Genomic DNA, 19,822 nt, shown 5'->3' with positions numbered 1-19,822 from the left:
CTCCTTTTATTCAGCTTTTTCGAATAGGGCAACAAAGAAACCGTCGCTTCCAAAGTCTTGAGGAAACACTTGAAGCATTCCGTTCCGCTGTTTTTCCAGCAATGAAACCGGCAAATGTTGAATCGGTGCAAGTTTCATCTCAGGGTGTGACGCCAATAAGGCTTCAACGGTTTCTTCATTTTCTTTTTTATTGACAGTGCATGTGCTGTATACCAGTCTACCGCCCGGCTTTAACAAAGCGACAGCGTTATTAAGCAGTTCCGTTTGGATTTCATGCAAGCGGTCGAAATCCTCTTCCCTTTTCGTATATTTAATATCCGGCTTCCGTCGGATTACACCCAATCCGGAGCAAGGCGCATCGACAAGGATGGCATCGAAGGATTCGGGCTGCAACAGTTCCGCGGCTTTCCTTCCATCGATCGGTGCAGTGTCAACAATCGTGATTCCAAGCCGCGCGCAATTTTCTCCAATCAAATCCAATTTATGGGGATGAATGTCTGTCGCGAGAATCGATCCTTCGTTTTTCATGATTTCCGCCAAATGTGTCGTTTTTCCTCCTGGAGCGGCACACAGGTCCAGCACTCTGTCTCCCGGCTTCGGATTTAATGCGATGGAGGGCATCATGGAGCTTTCATCTTGAATCGTAATGATGCCGTTTTTGAACGCCTCCGTTCTCGCAGCTTGTCCGCTTAAAAGATATAAGCATTGTGGAATCACTTTGCTTTGAACGGCTTGTACGTCTTCATCAGCCAACAGTTGGATCGCCTCTTCCACCGTAGCCTTCAATGTATTGACCCGAACGGTTTGTTTTGGTGGGAGATTATTAGCTTTTAGCATGTCCATCGTTGTTTCCAGTCCGTACATTTCGGCAAACATTTCCACAATCCATCGTGGATGGCTCGTTTCAATCGCGATACGGTCAATCGGGTCTTTAATCTTATCAAGGGAAGGGATTCCCATTCTCAGAATGGATCGTAAAATACCATTCACCATCGAAGCGATCCCTTTATGTCCCCTTCTTTTCGCAATTTCCACGGCTTCGTTGACAATGGCATGTTCAGGGATCTTGGACAAGTAAACGATTTGATAAACGGATAATCTTAACAGCCATCGAACCCATGGATCGATTTTTCCGCGAATAAAGGGCTCCAAATAATAATCCAATGTATATTTATATTGCAGCGTTCCATAAGTCAATTCCGTGAGCAAAGCCCTGTTTTTCGCTTCGATCTGATATTTATTGATTGTTTGATTCAATAAAAGGTTGGAATATGCCTGATTCTGATCGACTGAAAGCAAAATGCTGAGCGCTGCATCTCTGACATTGCCATTCCAAATGAAACTGTTCTTCTTTTTCCTCATTCAAATAAATCTCCAATCTGCAATTTTGAACCCACGCCACGTAAATAATCTTCCGCTGACATGCGCTTTTTACCTGCAGGTTGTAATTCGAGAATTGCGAGGGTTCCTTCTCCGGTAGCCACTTCGAAGTGATCTTTTCCGATTTTGACAACTTCCCCTGGTTGACCTTCCGCTTTTGAGTCGCCCACTTTGGCCCACCAGATTTTCACGTTTTCCCCGTGAAAAGTTGTATATGCCACAGGCCATGGATGAAGACCGCGCACTTGATTATAAATTTCCCGCGCACTCTTTGACCAATTGATCCGCTCTTGTTCCCTCGTAATATTGTGAGCAAAAGTCGCTTTGCTTTCATCTTGCGGGATGCGGTCATTTGTGCCGGCAATGATGTCGGGAAGGGTATCCTTCAACAAATCTCTTCCCAATAAACTTAACTTTTCAAACAGGATCCCTGTATGGTCCGTTTCTTCAATTGGAATTTCCCTTTGGGAGATGATGTCTCCCGCATCCAATTTTTCTGCCATATACATGATCGTTACGCCTGTTTTTTCTTCCCCATCGATGACCGCTTGATGGATTGGCGCACCGCCCCGGTATTTCGGAAGCAGTGAAGCATGCACATTGATGCATCCCAGTTTTGGAGCCTCCAATAATTCCTTTGGCAAGATTTGTCCAAAGGCGGCGGTAATAATTAAATCCGGATTGATGCGCAAAATTTCTTCCAATTCTTCAGAACCCCTCAATTTTTCAGGTTGAAGAACTTTTAAGCCTAAACGGACGGCTTCTTCTTTTACCGGAGGAGGAGTGAGTACCCGCTTTCTTCCGACAGGCCGGTCCGGCTGGGTAACAACTGCAGCAATTTCGTATCCTTCTTCATGTAGCATACGCAAAATTGGCACGGAAAAATCCGGTGTTCCCATAAACACGATTTTTGTCATAAATTATTCTTCCTCCTCCTCAAACATTTCTTCCAATTCTTCTTCCGTATAGATCCGGGTAATTTTCGAATCAAATAATATCCCATCCAAATGGTCGATTTCGTGTAAAATGCAGCGGGCGTCATAATCCATCGCTTCCAGCTGATACACTTGCCCGTATCGGTCATGGGCTTCAATTTTCACGTATGAAGGTCTCTCCACTTCCCCATAAAGCCCCGGAAAGCTTAAGCACCCTTCAATGTCCACAGATGAACCGGATGTTTCAATGACCGTCGGGTTGATCATTTCAATCAATGTCCGTTCTTCCCCCAACTCGACGAGGGCGATGCGAAGCGGGACATTCACTTGGGGAGCGGCAATGCCCATGCCGTCATATTCAACCATCGTTTCGTACATGTCATCCAATAAGGTGATGATTTCCTCATTGATTTCTGTCACTTCTTCGCAGACTTGCGTCAATATTTTTGCTGGATGTTTCACGATTTCTCTGATCATGGGTAACCTCTTTCCATCTATATCATCGTCGGATTCAAATCGATTGTTAAAACAATCCCTTTTTTGATCCATTCCGTTCGATATATTTTCATTAATTGTAAAAATGTTGGAATTAAATTCGGCTCTATTTTGTATTTTATCAGACATTGATAGCGATATCTATTTTGCAGACGGACGATGCCGGCTGTTGTCGGACCGATGATGGAAGCGTCAAAAGAAAGACTGGACCGCAGATAGTCGGCGCATCTTTTTGCGTATTCCGCCGACATCATAACATCTTCATGGGACACTTGGATGAGGGCGATATAATAATATGGCGGATAGGCCGCTTCATGACGCATCATCATTTCCTTTTTATAAAAAGGTTCATATTGTTGTTCTTTCGCAAATTGAATTGCATAATGTTCCGGCGTATAGGATTGGATGATCACCTCTCCAGGCTTTTCCGCTCTTCCTGCACGGCCGCTCACCTGGGTCAGAAGCTGGAAAGTCCGTTCAGCTGCCCGAAAATCCGGCAAATGCAGGGAAGTATCCGCACTTAAGACTCCCACCAGGGTGATGTTCGGAAAATCCAACCCTTTGGCAATCATTTGCGTTCCAAGTAAAATATCCGCTTTCTCGGCCCCGAAATCTTCCAAAATCGCTTCGTGGGCGCCCTTCCGTTTGGTCGTATCCACATCCATCCGCAATACGCGCGCTTCAGGAAAAAGTTTTGTCAATTCTTCCTCCACTTTCTGAGTACCGGTGCCAAAGTATCGGATATGCTCACTTCCGCACTCGGGGCAATTGGTTGGAACAGGCTGTTCATAACCGCAATAGTGGCATTTCAATTTCTCGTTATAACGGTGATACGTCAAAGAAATATCGCAATTTTCACATTGCATCACCGTTCCGCAATCCCGGCACAACACAAAGGAGGAGTAACCCCTGCGATTTAAAAACAGCACAATTTGTTCCTTCTTTTTCAAACGATCGCGGATGGAGTCAGCCAATTTCTCTGAAAACATGGAGCGGTTGCCCTTTTTCAATTCCTCCCGCATATCGACGATTTCCACGGATGGCAACGGCTGCTTCAAAGCCCGCTCTTTTAACGTCAATAGTTTATAGACATTCTTCCTTGCCCTTGCATAGGATTCCAAACTCGGCGTGGCACTGCCCAAAATGACCGGGCATTGATGAAATTTGCCTCTCCAAATGGCCACATCCCTGGCATGGTATCTTGGCGAATCTTCCTGCTTGTAAGACGATTCATGTTCTTCATCGAGAATGATCAGCCCGACATTTTCAAAGGGCGCAAAGACAGCGGACCGGGCTCCGACCACCACTTTTACTTTTTGTTGGTGAACTTTCCGCCACTCATCGTACTTCTCGCCGACGGAAAGACCGCTATGCATGACCGCAACCCGCTCCCCGAACCTTGAGCGGAACCGGTTGGTGATTTGAGGCGTAAGGGAAATCTCCGGTACAAGGACAATGGCTTCCTTTCCTTGTTGGATGCAATGTTGAATGGCTTGAAGATACACTTCCGTTTTTCCGCTTCCTGTCACTCCATGCAATAAAAAGGTTTCCGGAGAACCTTTGTCCATTGCATCCAAAATGTCCTTTAAAGCCGTTTCCTGTTCCGCTGTCAATGTTAAAAAATCCGTTTTCTCCACATCTTTTTTAAATGGATTCCGATACACTTCCTCAAAAATGTATTCTGCAGCTCCAAGTTCAATAACGGCTTGCAGCACTTGGGGAGAACATGTTGTTTCTTCATGAATCACTTCCGGCTCCATGATTTCTCCCACATGTTCTTGCATCCATAAAACAAGCTGCTTTTGTTTTTTTGCACGATTTGAAAGTCCCTCATAAATCATTTGAAGAAGATTTTGGTCCGCTGCAATCTTCACTTTGCGGACTTCTTTGATCTTCCCTTTTTGTTTCACGACATTTTCGATTGAGAGCAAATGCATTTTTAACGCTTTTTTCAGCGGGATGAGCAATCCATCTTTCTCAAACTCTTTATAATCCACTTTCGTCGCATGTTGGAAAAACGGTTGCAACGGTTCTTCCAAATTCTTTACATCCGTCTCCAAAATGACCATTTTTTCGTATTTTGCCCTCAACGCCGATGGAAGCATGGCTTGTAAACAATCGATTTCATAGGAAATGGTTTCCCGTTTCATCCATTTCGCCAGTTCCAGCATTTCGCCCGTCAACACCGGCTCGATATCAAGCAAAACAGAGATGGGCTTTAATTTATCGGGGGGCACTTCCGTTTCATTTTTTATTGCCACAACAAAACCTAGAATGTCACGGTTTCCAAAAGGTACTTTCACCCGGCATCCGCACTCAATAAGTTCCTCCATTGTTTCCGGAATGGAATAATCAAATGGGCGGTCGACCGGATATGCGGATACATCAACAATCACTTCTGCAATCTTCATTTGTTCCCTTCGCTTTCAAAATAACGGACAACCAATTCCGTTATTTTCTCAGGCTCTTCCAACCGTCCCTTCCCGACGTATCCGCATGCCAGGTACCCTTCAGAGGGTTCTATAAAGCCATAACCGTCTTCTATGAGCTGTGCAATATTGCGTTTCACTGCAGGATGGTCATACATATGAACGTTCATTGCGGGAGCGATCCAAACAGGACATGTGGCTGCAAGCAGGGTCGTCGTCAACATATCATCCGCGATTCCGTTTGCGAGCTTCCCGATTATATTTGCTGTGGCCGGGGCCACAATGATCAAATCCGCCCAATCCGCCAAATCAATATGGGCAATGGCACTCGGGTCTTTTTCATCAAATGTATCGATATATACATCATTTTTGGACATCACTTGAAACGAAAGCGGGGTAACAAATTTCATTGCCGATTCGGTCATGATCACTTTTACGTTAAACCCCGCCTGAGTCAATTTGCTGACTAGTGCAACCGCTTTGTATACTGCGATACCGCCTGATACTCCAAGTAAAATGTTCCGGCTCATCAAAGTTTCACCCTTTCAAAGGATAAGCTCCCAAAGAATGTTTCTCCGGGAGCTGTTCGTCGTTTCAGTCATTTTCTTTTTTTCAGCTATTGTTCATCAGAATATACTTTATTTTTATCCGGCATTTCCATTTGCAACACACCGGCAGCCACTTCTTCCAATGCCATGCCAACCGGTTTCAATGATTTATATTCGCTTAGCTTCAAAATTCCCGTTTCCTGGATTTGACGGGCACGTTTTGCGGCAAGACTGACCAATGAGTATTTGGAATCCACTTTTTCTTTAAGCAAATCGATCGATGGATAAAGCATATCTTATTCTCCTTTCAACATGGATAAATATCTTTTTTCGACCCGTTCACGGCGGCAATGTTCCGCTGTGATGATCGCATTTATTTTCTCACATGCTTTTTGGATTTCATCATTTTCTACAACATAATCATACAACTTCATCATTTCAAGTTCTTCTTTGGCTGTTTCGATTCTCTTTTTAATGATTTCTTCCGACTCGGTACCGCGTTCTATTAATCGTCTTTCCAACTCCGATAAACTCGGAGGTGCTAAAAAGATGAAAAGAGCTTCAGGCACTTTTTCCCGAATTTGGGCCGCTCCCTGCACTTCGATTTCCAAAAAGACGTCGCGGCCGGCATCCAATGTTTCATTGACGTAATCGAGGGGAGTGCCGTAGTAATTGCCTACAAACTCGGCATATTCCAATAATTTCTCTTCCTCGATCATTCGTTCAAATTCCTCTCTCGTTTTAAAAAAATAATCGACTCCATCCACTTCCCCTTCGCGAGGCGGTCGAGTGGTGATGGAGATGGAATATTCATAATTCGTGTCAGGTTGTTTAAATAGCTCTTTTCTCACCGTTCCCTTACCGACACCCGATGGACCGGAAAGAACAATTAATAATCCGCGTTCTTTTTCCATTGTTTCCATTCTCTCCCTCAATGCTACCTTTCCATGTTTATTCAATATTTTGAACCTGCTCCCTCATTTTTTCCAAAATGGTTTTCGATTGTACAACAACCGGTGAAATGTTCACTGACTGATTTTTCGATCCAATGGTATTGATTTCCCTGAGCATTTCTTGCATAAGGAAATCCAATTTTCTCCCGATGGAATGGGGTTCTTCCAATGTCTCTTCCAATTGTTGGAAGTGGCTTTCCAATCGATCCAATTCTTCCGATATATCAATCCGATCGGCAAAAAGGGCAACTTCCGCAAGAATCCGGTCATCCAAATCTTCCACATTCACGATTTCCGCAAGTCTTTCCGTCAACTTGTCGCGGTATTTCTTCACGGCATCTTGTGAATGTTCCCGGATGAATCTCACTTGCGTTTTGAGCTCTTCGTTATATTGAAGCAGTACTTGCTTTAATTCCTGCCCTTCCCGTTCCCGCATCTCCACCAATTTTTCCATCGCTTCGCGGACAGCAATTTCAACACTGGCTGCAATCTCTTCCGGTGTTAACTCCTTTTTTTCATACAACAGTGCACCTTCCAATGATAGCACTTCTTGCATGGAATATTGCTCATCTATCGGGATTACTTGGCGAAGTTCATCTTTTGCATTTTTATAGGATTCAATAAGAGACCAATTAATTTTAAAATCTTTTACTTCTTCACCAGTAAGTTTTAAGTTTACTAAACAATCAAATTTCCCCCGTTTAACATATTGGGAAATGATTTTTTTTGCAAGCAGTTCTGCCTCTAACCACTCTTTCGGAAATTTTGTATAAATTTCTAAAAAGCGATGATTCACTGAGCGAATTTCCACTGTCAGTTGATAATCATTCGTAGTTGTGACACCTCTGCCAAAACCAGTCATACTACGCACCAAGGTAAGTCACACCTTTCATAAAGCTATGCTCCAATTATAACACATGATTAGAAAATTATAACGCATTTATCCATTATTAGAAGATGAACTCAACTTTTTTATTTTATTTGAAAAACATCTTTTAGTCCATCATAGTATGATGTTTTCGGCAAAGGACCGATTTCCCTCTCATATTTTTCACCGCTTAACACAACAGGTTCTTCAATTAAATAAAACATCTCCGCAAATTCACGCATAAACGGGTTGAATAATCCCACCATTTGAACCATTCGTTTCGTTACAATGGAGATTTTTTTATCATATCCCGTAAGCTCACGGATCATTTGAATGATTTCTTCCCCGGTAATTGGACCGTATGAAGGGATATTCCACTCTTGCCCATAAGCCTTTTCATTCATTACCAAGTTTACAAAAGCCTTTGCTCCGTCAGGCAAATAGATATATTCTCTCGCCAACTTTGGATTTCCTAAAAACATGGCCTTTTTATTGTTGATAACGGCACTGATGGTTGTATTTAATGTGGTATTGTCCGCATTTGGACCGTAAAAATCCGGGAAATGGGCAATTGTATATGTAATTTCGGAATTCTTGATCATGTTTTCCAATTGCAATCGGATTTTCCCTTTTTTAGTATGAGGATTTTTCGGCATATCCTCCGTCATTTTTTTGCCGACGCTTCGACCATAAGCATAGATATTATCAACATAAGCCAATTTTAAGTTGTACATTTTTACCGTTTGAATGACATTGTCCATTAATACAGGAAGTTTTTTCCATTCTTGATAAGGGATATTCACTGAATGGACGATTAAATCCACATCTTGGGCTGCTTTAAGTAAATCGGTTTGATTAAATAAGTCTCCTTGCACCACTTCCACTCGTTCTTCGTTGTGGAATAGCCTCAGCAATTTCTCCTTATTTCGTGCAAAAGCTTTCACTTCGATTCCCCGATCGGAAAATTCTTTTACAAGTGAAGAACCCATATTCCCTGAAGCACCAAGAACCAATACTTTTTTCATAAAAAACTCCTCCTTTTTATTGTCCAGTGGTCAATTAAAGGTTCATCAAGTTTTATTGACCACTGGTTAAATATATGTAAAAAAAAATTAACACACTCCCTTAAGCAAAAATTTCACATGATCAATCGCAGCACCCTCCACCTCATCATAACCAACAATATGCGATAAATAGTGACTGACAAAACCATGCAAGGAAAGAAAAATTGACCAAATATCCTTTAATTGCAATTTTTGATTCGATAATGTGTATAAAGCATTGGCAAACTTGTCATATACCTTTATCGGTTCTTCATTGATGAAATTGCGCACCTCATCATCTTTAAGCATAAACATAATTTCATAATGGCTCTGATGGTTTAAACCAAACTTGATGTACCCAAGCATACATTGCTCAAGTTTTTCCGAGTTTTCAATGTCCTGCTCCAACACATGATCCAATTCCTGTTCCAATAGAACAAAATATTCCTTTACCAATGCATAAAATAATTCCGCTTTACTTTGAAAATGATAATACAGAGCTCCGTGTGAGCAGCCAAGTTCTTTTGCAATTTGACGCATCGAAACTTGCTGATATCCGTTTTTTACGAACAAATCTCTTGCTGCATCCATTATCATGTTTGGCGTAAGAACAGGTTTTGACGCATCTCTTGCCATGATAAATCCTCCATGTCTTTCTCGTTGCAATCAATTTATTGACCGCTGTTCAATAATAAGATAATTCAATTGCTGTTAAATGTCAAAAGAATTTTTCTCATTAAACTTTTCATATCTTGGGAATTGCTTTAGAATCAATGCAGATATATAGAAACATAATAAAATAATATCTCAGTGATTTTTTAAGAAAAGAGGAACAATTATGGCATTTGATGGATTATTTACAGTAGCGATGATCAATGAACTGAAGGGACTTGAAACCGGCCGGATTTCAAAAGTTCATCAACCGAATGCATTGGAAGTGGTGCTCCATATCCGGGCAAAAGGGAAAAATGAGAAATTATTATTTTCCATTCACCCATCATATGCCCGTGTTCACATAACAAAAGAATCGATTGATAATCCACAAGAACCGCCAATGTTTTGCATGCTCCTCAGAAAACATATCGAAGGCGGCATTATTACACGAATTGAAAATGAAGGTTTTGAACGGGTGATCACGTTTCACATAGAAAGCAAAAATGAAATCGGCGATCCGGTCAACCGGAAATTGATCATTGAAATCATGGGAAGGCACAGCAATTTGGTCTTAGTCGATGGCGAAACCAATAAAATCATCGATGGATTAAAACACTTGCCGCCTTCCGTCAACAGTTTCCGTACGGTGCTTCCCGGATTTGAATACGTCCATCCGCCGGTACAGCACAAAGTGAATCCGCAAACCATTTCAGATGAAGAGATTAAGCAGTTTTTCTCAACGGAAAAAACATCGCAAGAAGTGGTGTCCCATTTTGCCGGGTTCTCCCCTTTTCATGCGAAAGAATTGTTGTATCGAATGAAGAGCGGGGATGCAATCAATGTGTTCCGCTCCTTTATCAATGAAGTGACGGGAAGCGCGAATCCAACTTATTTGGAAGCTGATGGAAAACCTTATTTTTCGCCGACAACCATCACGCATTTGACGGGTAAAATCACCCATTATGAAGATTTGAGCCCCCTTCTGGACCGGGTATTTTTCGCACGGGCAGAGAGGGATCGGGTGAAACAGCAAGCGGGTGACTTGGAACGCTTCATCCACAACGAAATCAATAAACTGAACACAAAACTGGAAAAATTACATAACGATCTGGAACAGGCATCGAAACTGGATCAATATCAATTGTTCGGGGAACTCTTAATGGCCAATTTATATCAATTTGAAAAGGGCATGAAAGAAGTGACCGTCATCAATTATTACAATAATGATGAAATCACCATTCCGCTGGATGAAAGAAAAACGCCTGTGGAGAATGCACAGGGCTACTATACGAAATACAATAAAGCAAAAAATGCCCTTATCCGGGTAAAGGAACAAATTGATAAAACGAAAGAGGAAATCGATTACTTTGAGATGCTGTTGAACCAAGTCAACCAGGCAAGTCCGGCGGATATCGAAGAAATACGGGAAGAACTTGCCGAAGAGGGTTATTTGAAAAAGCGGAATAAAAAGCAAAAAAATAAACCGGTGAAACCCGCTCCCGAAAAGTTCATTTCATCCACAGGCATTCCGATTTCCGTCGGCAAAAACAATAAACAAAACGATTATTTGACCTTCAAGCTTGCAAAGAAATCCGATATTTGGCTTCATACGAAAGACATTCCCGGCTCCCACGTCGTCATTCATTCAAATCAGCCGGATGAAACAACTTTGAAAGAAGCGGCCATTTTAAGCGCCTATTTTAGCAAAGCACGAAATTCCTCTTCCGTCCCGGTGGACTATACCCAAATCCGCCATGTAAAAAAACCGAGTGGTGCAAAACCCGGCTTTGTCATTTATTTTGAACAAAAAACCCTCTACGTCACACCGGACGAAGAAGTCGTATTAAAGCTGAAGCAAAAAGAATAGCATCTCTGTTCCCTGGGTTGTTATAACAAAAAGACTCCTGATTTCTTCGATGAATCAGGAGTCTTTTTATTTTTATTTTTATTTTAATCTGCCCGCTTTCAAATCTTCATGCCAATTTTTTAGGAACGGGATATCTTCCGATTTGATGGCGCCGGTTTCCTTTGCGGCTTCAATCAAATAATCGAAGTTTGTTAGGCTTACATATTTCACACCGGCTTTTTCAAATGTCTCTTCCGCTTTTGGCAAATTGTATGTATAAACACATACAACCCCAACCACTTCGCAGCCTGCTTCTCTCAGCGCTTCAACCGCAGTCAAGGATGAACCGCCAGTGGAAATGATATCTTCCACCACAACCACTTTTTGCCCCGGCTCAATTTTTCCTTCGATTTGATTGCCGCGGCCATGATCTTTCGGTTTGGAACGCACGTACACCATCGGCAGCTGCAACAGGTCGCTCACCCATGCCGCATGGGGGATGCCGGCTGTGGCAGTTCCTGCAACCACTTCCGTTTCAGGGAAATGTTCTTTGATTTTCTCTGCCAATCCGTTCGCAATTTGTTTTCTTGCTTCCGGATATGAAATTGTCAGACGTGTATCACAATAAATCGGGGATTTGATTCCGCTTGCCCATGTGAATAAATCCGTCGGGTTCAATTCGACAGCCCCGACTTTTAACATAATTTGAGCGATATCTTTTTCGATTGCCATTAATTTCCCTCCCAAAGTCGACATACTTCTTTATATGCTTCCACTACATTCTCCGCTTTCGTCACTGCCCGTCCAACCACAATGTAGGACGAACCGTTTTGCCGCGCATAATCAGGTGTAGCCACCCGTTTTTGGTCGTGGGCATCTCCGCCTAAAAGTCTAATCCCCGGCGTCACCCGAAGGAATGCTTCCCCGCAACGTTCCGCAATCTGCTTTGCCTCATGAACCGAACAAACGACGCCATCCAAACCTGCTTCTTTTGTAAGTTGTGCATAATGCAACACCGATTCCATCAAAGTTAAAGGAATTTTTTGCTCCTTCTGCATTTGCTCTTCCGTTGTCGAAGTTAATTGAGTGACCGCAATCAGCAACGGTCTTTTCACGTCACTGCCTGCCTCCAATCCTTCAAGGGCCGCTTCCATCATTTTTTTGCCGCCAGCAGCATGGACATTGACCAAATCCACCCCTAATCGGGCAAGACCTTTCATGGCGGATTTCACCGTATTTGGAATATCATGCAGTTTTAAATCAAGAAAGATGTCATGTCCCAAATCCTTAATTTTTTTGACGATATCGGGACCTTCTTGATAAAACAGCTCCATTCCCACTTTCACGAACAATTTTTCATTGAAATGATGCAAAAATTGGAAAACCTCTTGTTCACTTGGAAAATCTAAAGCAATAATCGGTTTATTCATCAGCGGTGACTCCTTCCGATAATTTCTTTAATGTGTTTCACTCCAAGTTCATCCAATTTCGCCGGAAGTTCATCAATTAATTTTGGACAGATGAATGGATCGACAAAGTTCATTGTTCCTACCGCCACAGCGGAAGCACCGGCAGACATGAAATCGATCACATCTTGGACGTTTGTAACACCACCCATGCCGATGATCGGAATATCCACCGCTTTATACACTTCATAAACCATTCGAATGGCTATCGGTTTGACCGCTGGACCGGAAAGTCCCCCAGTCACATTGGCAATCAAAGGCTTGCCCGTTTTTTCATCAAGTCTCATGCCCACTAATGTATTGATCATCGTAATGCCATCCGCACCGCCGATTTCAACCGCTTGGGCCATTTCAACGATATTGGTTACATTCGGGGATAACTTCACATATACCGGCACTTGAGAAACGGCCTTCACTTGTTCAACCAGCTCCCGGGCAATCACCGGATCCGTTCCGAACGTAATACCTCCTTGTTTGACATTCGGGCAAGAAATATTCAATTCCAATGCCTTTACATTAGGTGCAGTCGAAATGCGGCGGGCCACTTCCACATAATCTTCCGTCGTTGACCCTGCCACATTGGCGATAATCGGTACATCGAATCGCTCGAGCCAAGGCAATTCTTCAGCCATGACTTTTTCAAGACCCGGATTTTGCAACCCGATCGCATTCAACATCCCTGCAGGAGTCTCAGCTACACGCGGAGTCGGATTTCCAAGGCGCGGTTCTACGGTCGTCGCTTTAATCATGATGGCGCCCAACTTGGAAAGATCATACAACCCGGCAAATTCACGGCCGAATCCAAAGCAGCCCGAAGCAGGCATTATCGGATTTTTCAAATCTAATCCTGGGAGTTGGATATCCAATCGATTCATATTTTCACAACTCCTTTCTCAAAAACGGGACCATCCGAACAAATCTTCACGTAATCTTTTTCCTGTCCCTCCTGCGTTTTGCAAACGCAAGCAAAACAAGCGCCAATGCCGCAACCCATCCGTTCCTCCAAAGAAATATAACCTTTTTTGTCTTCATACATGGAGGAAAGCGCCCGTAACATTGGAAGCGGTCCACAGGAATAGAAGACATCAAAATCCGGTTTCAGTTCATTCAACAAATCCGTTACAAATCCTTTAAATCCTTTTGAGCCATCGTCCGTCACGTAATGGGTTTCACCTAATTTGGTAAATTCCTCTTCATAAAAGGCAACCTCTTCCGTTTGGAAACCAAATACGTGGATGGTGCGGACGCCACGGGCATTTAGCTGTTTGGCGAGTTCGTACAATGGAGGAACCCCGATCCCTCCGCCGACAAGCAAAGCTGTTTCACCTTGCTGGGCCGCTTCTACCGGAAAACCGTTGCCTAGCGGACCCAATACATCCACTTCATCGCCTATTTGCTTTTGGGATAACACATTCGTCCCTTTGCCTTGTGCGCGATAGATGATTGTAAACTCATTGGCGTTTTTATCAATATTTGCGATGCTGATTGGCCGTCTGAGCAGAGGATCCAGCAAATTTGAAACTCGTATATGAACAAATTGTCCAGGAGTCATCTCCTGAACAATTTGTCCTTGCAGCGTCATTTCGAAAATATTTTTCGCAATCTCCCTTTGGCGAACGACGGTCATCCGTTCCTGTTGAATCATGAATATACCTCCGATTTCGGCATTTCTTGAATAGCAAAGGTCATGGATTCAATGACTTTAATTAACGCATTTGCCGTATCCAAAGACGTTAAGCAAGGGATTCCGTTTTCTACCGCTTCCCGACGAATGCGGAAACCGTCACGGGCAGGTTGTTTTCCTTTTGTTAATGTATTGATGACCACTTGCGCTTCTCCGTTTTGGATTACATCCACCAACGTTTTTCCTTTGCTGCCAATTTTTTCAACGACTTCAGTGAGGATGCCGGCTTCTTCAAATTTTTTCGCTGTTCCTTCTGTCGCCATGATGCGGTAACCGACAGCTTGGAAACGTTTCGCAATGCTCACCGCTTCTTCCTTATCTTTATCTGCCACCGTAAAGAGCACTGTTCCGTATGGTTGAATTTTCATGCCGGAAGCAACCAAGCCTTTGTACAATGCTTTTTCCAATGTTTCATCTTTACCCATTACTTCCCCAGTGGATTTCATTTCAGGGCCAAGGGTAATGTCTACACGGCGAAGTTTTGCAAAGCTGAATACCGGCACTTTGACATAGACGCCTTTTCTCTCTTCCACAAGGCCTGGTTGATATCCTTGATCCACAATGGATTGACCTAATATCACTTTTGTTGCGACGTTTGCCATCGGAATGTTTGTGATTTTACTTAAGAATGGCACTGTTCTGGATGCACGAGGGTTGACCTCAATGACATATACATTGCCGCCGGAAATGACATATTGGATGTTCATTAATCCAACAATATTTAATCCTCTTGCCAAACGCGTTGTGTAATCGACAATCGTGTCGATTTGTTCTTTTGTCAAACTTTGAGGCGGATAAACGGAGATGGAGTCGCCGGAGTGCACCCCTGCACGTTCAATATGTTCCATGATTCCAGGAATGATCACATTTTCTCCGTCTGAAATCGCATCGACTTCCACTTCTTTACCTGTCAAGTAGCGGTCAATCAACACCGGATGATCTGGTGAAGCTTCCACCGCATTTTCCATATAATGTTTCAATTCGTCTTCGTTATAAACGATTTCCATTGCACGGCCGCCAAGTACGTAAGAAGGACGAACCAATACCGGGAAGCCGATTCTTTTCGCAATGGCCAATGCTTCATCCAATGATACCGCAGTGTCCCCTTCCGGTTGAGGGATTTCCAATTCTTTTAATGCTTGTTCAAATAAATCGCGGTTTTCTGCACGGTCGATATCTTCCAAAGATGTACCTAAAATTTTCACACCGTGTGCCGCTAATTTGTCAGCCAAGTTGATGGCTGTTTGTCCACCGAATTGAACGACTACGCCAACCGGTTTTTCTAAATCGATGATGTTCATCACGTCTTCGATTGTTAACGGCTCGAAGTAAAGTTTGTCCGAAATTGAGAAGTCCGTTGAAACCGTTTCAGGGTTGGAGTTGATAATGATCGCTTCATACCCCGCTTCCTGAATCGCCCATACGGAGTGCACCGTTGCATAGTCGAACTCGATCCCTTGTCCGATCCGGATCGGACCTGATCCAAGCACGATGACGGATGGTTTTTCAGTCACAATCGATTCGTTTTCTTCTTCATAAGTGCCGTAATAATAAGGGGTTGCGGATTCGAACTCTGCCGCACAAGTGTCGACCATTTTGTAAACAGGAACAATTCCGTTTTCTTTGCGCAATTCATAAACTTCTCTTGCGTCCATATTCCAAAGTTCAGCGATTTTTTTGTCTGCAAAGCCCATGCGTTTCGCTTTTCTTAAAATGTCTAAATCCAATTTATTTTCTTTCAATTCAGATTCCAAATCGATGATATTTTTTAATTTGTACAAGAAGAATAGATCAATTTTTGACCATTCGTGGATTTGTTCAGGCGTAACGCCTCTGCGCATGGCTTCCGCAATGAAGAATAATCGTTCGTCCCCTGCTTTTCTGATGCGTTTTTCCACCCAGTGGTCGTCATGTTCTTCAGCATGTTTCAAATCGATATGAATATGGCCGGTTTCAAGGGAGCGCACCGCTTTCAAGATCGCCTCTTCGAAAGTGCGTCCTAAAGCCATCACTTCCCCAGTGGCTTTCATTTGAGTGCCCAAATTCCGTTTGGCTGATTCGAATTTATCGAATGGCCAACGTGGAATTTTTGCCACTACATAGTCGATGGCAGGTTCAAAGTCTGCATATGTAGTGCCTGTAACCGGGTTTTTAATTTCGTCCAGCGTTAAACCGACCGCAATTTTTGCAGCAATTTTCGCAATCGGATATCCTGTCGCTTTTGACGCCAAGGCAGATGAACGGGAAACCCGCGGATTCACTTCAATGACATAATAGTTGAAACTGTTTGGATCAAGGGCTAATTGAACGTTACAGCCGCCTTCGATTTTCAATGCGCGGATAATATCCAATGAAATGTCGCGGAGCATTTGATATTCCCGATCCGTTAATGTTTGGACAGGCGCAACGACGATGGAATCCCCTGTATGGATGCCGACCGGGTCCACGTTTTCCATGCTACATACAACAATCGCATTATTTTTGGAGTCGCGCATTACCTCAAATTCGATTTCTTTGTAGCCGGCAATGGATTTTTCAAGAAGACATTGTTTTACAGGGCTGTATTTCAAACCGCTTGACACGATTTCTTCCAGCTCTTGTTCATTATTACAAATTCCGCCGCCGGTACCACCTAAAGTAAAGGCTGGACGAACAATCACCGGATAACCGATTTTTTCAACAAAGGCTTTCGCTTCTTCCACGCTGTGCACAATGTCGGATTCCGGAACAGGAGCACCCAATTCATACATTAATTGGCGGAACATTTCACGGTCTTCCGCTTTATGGATGGCTTCCAATTTTGTTCCCAAAATTTCAATTCCCAATTCATCCAAAATGCCGGATTTTTGAAGTTCAATGGCCATGTTTAAGCCTGTTTGACCTCCAAGAGTTGGCAAGATGGCGTCAGGCCGTTCTTTTCGTAAAATCCGTGAAACGAATTCCAATGTAATCGGTTCGATGTAAACTTTGTCTGCAATTTGTGTATCTGTCATGATAGTTGCAGGGTTTGAGTTTATAAGAATAACTTTATATCCTTCCTCTTTTAAGGCAAGACATGCTTGTGTACCGGCATAATCAAATTCCGCCGCTTGTCCAATCACAATCGGACCTGAACCGATCACCAAAATGCTTTCGATATCTTTACGCTTAGGCATGTTGTTTTTCCTCCCCTGCTTGTTCCATTAATTTAATAAACTCATCGAATAGGTAGTTTGAATCTTCCGGACCCGGAGATGCTTCCGGATGGAATTGCACAGAAAATACCGGATATTTTTTATGTTTCAATCCTTCGATAGTTCCATCATTCAATGACACATGAGTGATTTCCAAATCCGTACCTTCCAATGAATTTTCATCGATTACATAACCGTGGTTTTGTGAAGTGATTTCGACGATTCCAGTTTGAAGATTTTTTACCGGATGGTTTGCACCGCGATGTCCGAACGGCAATTTATAGCTTTTCGCACCGCAAGCCAGCGCAATCAATTGATGTCCCAAGCAAATGCCGAACATCGGAACTTTTCCGATCAGTTGTTTGATTGTTTCGATGCCTTCAGTCACATCTGCAGGATTCCCCGGTCCATTGGACAGCAAAATCCCTTCAGGACGGAAGCTTAAAATTTTCTCCGCTGGTGTGTTATATGGAACGACGAGCACATCGCAATGGCGGTTATTCAATTCCCGCAAAATGCCCTTTTTCATCCCGAAGTCCATGAGTACCACGCGTTTTCCTCTGCCAGGGCTTGGGAATGGCATTTTTGGAGAAACTTCCTTCACATGGTTTTTCAAATATGGCGTTTCATTTAATTGTCTCACGATTTCTTCCACGTTTACTTCCTCGTCCGCTGCCGTCAACATGGCACGTACCGCACCTTTTGAACGGATAATCCGAGTCAGTTTCCGTGTATCGATTCCTTCAATTCCTGGAATATCTTGATTTTTTAAATATTCATCCAATGTGATTTCACAGCGGAAATTGGAAGGGATTTTCGTCAATTCTCTGACAACCACTCCGCGAATCACGGGAGCGATGGCTTCAAAATCATCGCTGTTGATTCCATAATTGCCGATCAGCGGATAAGTGAACGTAACGATTTGACCGTAAAAGGAAGGGTCCGTAAGCGTTTCCTGATAGCCAGTCATCCCTGTTGTAAATACAACTTCCCCTTGGCTTGCACGTTCGCTTCCGAACGCTTCTCCCTCAAATACTGTCCCATCTTCCAAAATTAAGAGACGCTTTTTCATCATTCTTCCTCCTTATAAACCACATTACCTTCAAAAATTGTCATTACCGGCCAGCCTTTTGCCTTCCAGCCATTGAATGGCGTATTGCGGCCTTTTGAATGGAATTCATTCGCATCAATTGTCTTTTCTTTATTTAAATCGATGATTGTCAAGTCGGCGGAAGCTCCTACCTCTATTTGTCCATATGGCAGATTGAAAATTTCCGCCGGTTTTTTCGTCATCCAATCCACCAATTGTTTCAGTGTGAAGATGCCCGGTTCCACAAATTTTGTATATAGCAATGGAAAAGCTGTTTCAAAGCCTACAATTCCAAAAGGTGCCCCAACCATGCCGCAGCATTTCTCTTCTTGGGTATGCGGCGCATGATCCGTGGCAATACAATCGATTGTGCCATCGAGCAATCCTTCGATAAGCGCCTTTTTGTCCTCGGAAGAACGCAATGGCGGATTCATTTTCCAGTTTGCATCATCGCTCGGAATATCCATATCTTCCAAAAGCAAGTGATGTGGACAAACTTCCGCAGTCACGCGGATTCCCGCTTTTTTCGCATCTCTTACCGTACGGACGGATTCTTTCGTGGAAACGTGGCAAACGTGATATCTTGCGCCTGCCGCCTCTGCCAGCAAAACGTCCCGCGCAATTTGCACCGATTCGCAAACGCTCGGAATGCCTGGGAGTCCCAATTCTTTATTGCGTTTTCCTTCGTGCATCACGCCGCCATAGATCAATGAATTGTCTTCGCAGTGGGCGACAACCACCGCATCGATTTTCGCTGCATCTTGCATTTGCTCGTACATTGTCGATGCAAGTTGAACACCGACACCATCATCTGAAAATGCGACTGCACCATGGGCTTTCAATTCGGCGATATTCGTGCGCTTTTCACCAGCTTCGGCAACTGTAAGGGAGCCATAAGGCAGGACACGAACGACAGCACTTTTTTTAATCAAACCTTTAACATATTCAAGGTTTTCAACAGAGTCCGGAACAGGTTTAGTGTTTGGCATCGCACAGATCGTTGTAAATCCACCCCTTGCCGCGGAACGAGTACCTGTTGCAATCGTTTCTTTATGTTCAAATCCTGGTTCCCGCAAATGAACATGCACATCGACAAATCCCGGAGCCACAAAATTGCCTTTTCCATCGATCACTTCAGCATCGGACGGTTTTTCTTCACCGATGGCGGCAATTTTTCCTTTGTCGATTGTGATCGTTGTTTCAACGAGTTCTCCCTGTTCATTTAACATTTTGATATTTTCAATGAATGTTACCACTG

At 43.3% G+C, this 19,822-nt stretch carries 17 protein-coding genes and 1 pseudogene; 1 reads left to right on the top strand and 17 read right to left on the bottom strand.

The window, feature by feature from the left end:
- Positions 1-6 precede the first annotated feature (6 nt).
- From rsmB to NST13_RS00585, 10 genes and pseudogenes are all read right to left on the bottom strand, one after another.
- Positions 7-1,362 (bottom strand): 16S rRNA (cytosine(967)-C(5))-methyltransferase RsmB, encoded by a 1,356-nt coding sequence (gene rsmB / locus NST13_RS00630; RefSeq protein ID WP_342581137.1) that lies wholly within the window; start codon positions 1,360-1,362, stop codon positions 7-9.
- Positions 1,359-2,297 (bottom strand): methionyl-tRNA formyltransferase, encoded by a 939-nt coding sequence (gene fmt / locus NST13_RS00625; RefSeq protein ID WP_342469920.1) that lies wholly within the window; start codon positions 2,295-2,297, stop codon positions 1,359-1,361. Before fmt ends, rsmB begins: the two co-directional genes overlap by 4 nt.
- Before the next feature lie 3 nt (positions 2,298-2,300).
- Positions 2,301-2,792, bottom strand: a complete 492-nt coding sequence (gene def, locus NST13_RS00620) for a peptide deformylase (protein WP_342469921.1) — start codon at positions 2,790-2,792, stop codon at positions 2,301-2,303.
- 17 nt (positions 2,793-2,809) lie between these two features.
- The gene (priA, locus tag NST13_RS00615) at positions 2,810-5,221 is read right to left on the bottom strand and encodes a primosomal protein N' (protein WP_342581136.1); all 2,412 of its coding nucleotides are present in this window, start codon (positions 5,219-5,221) and stop codon (positions 2,810-2,812) included.
- 29 nt (positions 5,222-5,250) lie between these two features.
- Positions 5,251-5,769 (bottom strand): annotated as a pseudogene (gene coaBC, locus NST13_RS00610) (bifunctional phosphopantothenoylcysteine decarboxylase/phosphopantothenate--cysteine ligase CoaBC); the annotation flags it as partial.
- Positions 5,770-5,855: 86 nt separating this feature from the next.
- On the bottom strand, positions 5,856-6,080 hold the full coding sequence (gene rpoZ, locus NST13_RS00605) for a DNA-directed RNA polymerase subunit omega (RefSeq protein ID WP_342469923.1): 225 nt from the start codon (positions 6,078-6,080) through the stop codon (positions 5,856-5,858).
- A 3-nt stretch (positions 6,081-6,083) separates the two neighbouring features.
- Positions 6,084-6,701, bottom strand: coding sequence for a guanylate kinase (gene gmk, locus NST13_RS00600; protein WP_342471323.1), 618 nt, complete (start codon positions 6,699-6,701; stop codon positions 6,084-6,086).
- A gap of 37 nt (positions 6,702-6,738) precedes the next feature.
- On the bottom strand, positions 6,739-7,614 hold the full coding sequence (locus NST13_RS00595) for a YicC/YloC family endoribonuclease (protein ID WP_342581135.1): 876 nt from the start codon (positions 7,612-7,614) through the stop codon (positions 6,739-6,741).
- Between the two features lie 98 nt (positions 7,615-7,712).
- On the bottom strand, positions 7,713-8,633 hold the full coding sequence (locus tag NST13_RS00590) for an NAD(P)H-binding protein (RefSeq protein WP_342581134.1): 921 nt from the start codon (positions 8,631-8,633) through the stop codon (positions 7,713-7,715).
- Between the two features lie 87 nt (positions 8,634-8,720).
- Positions 8,721-9,287, bottom strand: coding sequence for a TetR/AcrR family transcriptional regulator (locus NST13_RS00585; RefSeq protein WP_342469926.1), 567 nt, complete (start codon positions 9,285-9,287; stop codon positions 8,721-8,723).
- 202 nt (positions 9,288-9,489) lie between these two features.
- Between NST13_RS00585 and NST13_RS00580 the strand changes: the two genes are divergently transcribed.
- Positions 9,490-11,172, top strand: coding sequence for an NFACT RNA binding domain-containing protein (locus tag NST13_RS00580; RefSeq protein WP_342581133.1), 1,683 nt, complete (start codon positions 9,490-9,492; stop codon positions 11,170-11,172).
- 78 nt (positions 11,173-11,250) lie between these two features.
- Here the strand turns inward: NST13_RS00580 and pyrE are convergent, their stop codons facing one another.
- The 7 genes from pyrE to NST13_RS00545 are packed head-to-tail and all read right to left on the bottom strand — an operon-like array spanning position 11,251 to position 19,820.
- A complete protein-coding gene (gene pyrE, locus NST13_RS00575) occupies positions 11,251-11,883 on the bottom strand; it encodes an orotate phosphoribosyltransferase (RefSeq protein ID WP_342469928.1) in 633 nt (210 codons plus the stop codon).
- The gene (gene pyrF / locus NST13_RS00570; RefSeq protein ID WP_342581803.1) at positions 11,883-12,584 is read right to left on the bottom strand and encodes an orotidine-5'-phosphate decarboxylase; all 702 of its coding nucleotides are present in this window, start codon (positions 12,582-12,584) and stop codon (positions 11,883-11,885) included. The genes pyrE and pyrF overlap by 1 nt, the downstream gene beginning before the upstream one ends.
- Complete coding sequence (locus NST13_RS00565) at positions 12,581-13,492, bottom strand: dihydroorotate dehydrogenase (RefSeq protein ID WP_342469929.1); 912 nt, start codon at positions 13,490-13,492, stop codon at positions 12,581-12,583. The genes pyrF and NST13_RS00565 overlap by 4 nt, the downstream gene beginning before the upstream one ends.
- Positions 13,489-14,262 carry a dihydroorotate dehydrogenase electron transfer subunit gene (locus NST13_RS00560; RefSeq protein WP_342581132.1) on the bottom strand — a complete coding sequence of 258 codons (774 nt, stop codon included), beginning with the start codon at positions 14,260-14,262 and terminating at the stop codon, positions 13,489-13,491. Before NST13_RS00560 ends, NST13_RS00565 begins: the two co-directional genes overlap by 4 nt.
- Positions 14,259-17,456 (bottom strand): carbamoyl-phosphate synthase large subunit, encoded by a 3,198-nt coding sequence (gene carB, locus NST13_RS00555; RefSeq protein ID WP_342469931.1) that lies wholly within the window; start codon positions 17,454-17,456, stop codon positions 14,259-14,261. Before carB ends, NST13_RS00560 begins: the two co-directional genes overlap by 4 nt.
- Positions 17,449-18,546, bottom strand: a complete 1,098-nt coding sequence (locus NST13_RS00550) for a carbamoyl phosphate synthase small subunit (RefSeq protein WP_342469932.1) — start codon at positions 18,544-18,546, stop codon at positions 17,449-17,451. The genes carB and NST13_RS00550 overlap by 8 nt, the downstream gene beginning before the upstream one ends.
- Positions 18,546-19,820, bottom strand: coding sequence for a dihydroorotase (locus tag NST13_RS00545; protein ID WP_342469933.1), 1,275 nt, complete (start codon positions 19,818-19,820; stop codon positions 18,546-18,548). The genes NST13_RS00550 and NST13_RS00545 overlap by 1 nt, the downstream gene beginning before the upstream one ends.
- Positions 19,821-19,822: the final 2 nt, after the last annotated feature.

Source organism: Ureibacillus sp. FSL W7-1570, from assembly GCF_038593265.1.
GTDB lineage: Bacteria > Bacillota > Bacilli > Bacillales_A > Planococcaceae > Ureibacillus > Ureibacillus suwonensis.
This window is presented reverse-complemented; position numbering and strand designations above follow the sequence as displayed.